The following is a 1,447-nucleotide window of genomic DNA, read 5'->3' on the forward strand; positions in this document are numbered from 1 at the left end:
CGGCGCATCGCCCGCGCGCTGGCGGTCGCGCGCGCCTCACGGCTGATGTCCGCGCCGGTGACCGCCAAGGCTGTCCGCGCCGCCGACGACGAGGAGTGGGCGTGGCGGATGCTCCTTCAGGGCCGTGACCATCTACGCCTGCTGTTGGAGCGGCGCGACGGATCGGCTGCCGCCTGGGAGGCCGTCCCGGCGACCACGGGCAGCGCGGGCTTCGATGCCCTGCTGGCCGTCTTGGCGCGGCGGGAGTTCGAGCGGGCCGGAGTTGAACCGCCGACGTGGTGCGAGCCCACGCGTCTGCCTCAGCCCTGGGTTCCCGAGCATCCCTTCCTCGACCGAGCGGAAATCATCACCCGGACTCCGGACTACCTGAAGAGGCTCAATATCTTCGTCCCAGCCCGTGACCTGGTCACAGCGTGAACGACCGGCACGAGTTCTCCGCCACGGAGATCATTTCACTCCTGGCCAGGCTCGACGAACGGCTACGGGCACGCGGCGTCTCAGCCGCTGTGTTCATCGTCGGCGGTGCGGCCATCGCGGCGACCTCCAACCGGGATCTGCGGCGCACGGAAGACGTCGACGCGATCACCCGCGACCAGGCCGTCCTGGACGAGGCCCGGGCGATCGCCCGCGAGGACGGTCTGCCGGAGAACTGGCTCAACACCCGCGCGGCCATGTGGATGCCGCCACTACCGCCGGCTGCCCTCGCGCACGTCCCTACCCCCGGACTCCACGTGAGGTACGCGTCTGACGAGTTCCTTCTCGCCACGAAGCTGATCGCCCAGCGCCGCAGGGACGCCGACGATATCCGCGAACTCGCCGCGCGCACCGGCACGACCGACGCGACCGCCGACGAGCTCGAAGCGCTGATCTATCGTCACTACACCGACCCCGGCATGCTCGAGTTCATTGTCGACGGTACCGACGTGCCAGGCGAGATCCGCCTCCTCGCCGAACGGGCAGCCCGGATGCTCACCCGCAGCCGACAGCAGCTATCAACGGAATAGCAAGCGCGAAATGGCCGTCGGGGTCGTTGTAGGTCAGCGGGTTGGCGTTGGCATAGACGTAACCGGTTGACACCGGCGTCGGGGTGTACCAGCGGGCCTGCGCGGAGACCTTCGCGGTCGCCGGGTCCGTCCTCCCTCAAGCCCGCCCCAGAACTCCCGGCGACGCTCGGGCGCACGTCGGGTGGGCCAGCGACGAGCGCCCGCGACAGGACGTCCAGACCCTTGTATGGCCGGAGCAGCCAGCCGGCGTCCGGCGCGGGCCGGCGCTCACCCGCGCTGATGTCCCCGGTCGGTTCGGCCGCGGTCGTTCTTGGCGGCGAGGACGGCGTCGTAGACGAGACGGCGGGGGACGCCGTGCTCGGCCGCCACCGCCGCGAGGGCCGCCTTGCGCGGTGTGCCGGTGGCCTCGCGGGCGGCGACCTCCGCCGCGAGCGTGGCGGAGA

Annotated in this window: 2 protein-coding genes; both read left to right on the forward strand. The window is 71.1% G+C overall.

Annotation, left to right across the window (positions count from 1 at the left end; all coding sequences use genetic code 11):
- Positions 1-417 (forward strand): XRE family transcriptional regulator (locus tag NBX02_RS05130; RefSeq protein ID WP_250290218.1); only part of this gene is annotated, 417 nt, incomplete at its 5' end.
- Entirely contained in the window at positions 414-1,004 is a 591-nt protein-coding gene (locus tag NBX02_RS05135) for a DUF6036 family nucleotidyltransferase (RefSeq protein ID WP_250290219.1), read from the forward strand. The genes NBX02_RS05130 and NBX02_RS05135, both read left to right, overlap by 4 nt.
- Positions 1,005-1,447 lie beyond the last annotated feature (443 nt).

Source organism: Protofrankia sp. CiP1_Cm_nod1 (assembly GCF_920888515.1).
GTDB lineage: Bacteria > Actinomycetota > Actinomycetes > Frankiales > Frankiaceae > Protofrankia.